At 65.2% G+C, this 296-nt stretch carries 1 protein-coding gene; it reads left to right on the forward strand.

What is annotated here, in order from left to right:
- Positions 1-296: fructosamine kinase family protein (locus IG178_RS24420; protein WP_193215203.1), on the forward strand; the 296-nt coding region annotated here is incomplete at both ends.

Raw genomic sequence — 296 nt, forward strand, 5'->3', positions numbered from 1 at the left:
TCGCCTCGGCTATCGATTCGATCTCGACTGGAGCCTTCAGCGGCATCTGCGGTGACGGCGAGGAATCGCCGGCACGTGTCCACGGGGATCTGTGGGCGGGCAACCTCATGTGGGCACCGACCGGAGTCACTCTCATCGATCCGGCCGCGCACGGCGGTCACCGGTTGGAGGATCTGGCCCTGCTCGACCTCTTCGGCACCCCGTTTCTCGAGGAGATCTTCTCCGGATACGAGCAGATCCATCCGATGCCGGCCGGCTGGCAGGAGGACCTGCCTGCGCACAGCGTCTTCGCTCTT

Source organism: Neoluteolibacter marinus (assembly GCF_014904755.1).
GTDB lineage: Bacteria > Verrucomicrobiota > Verrucomicrobiia > Verrucomicrobiales > Akkermansiaceae > Haloferula > Haloferula marina.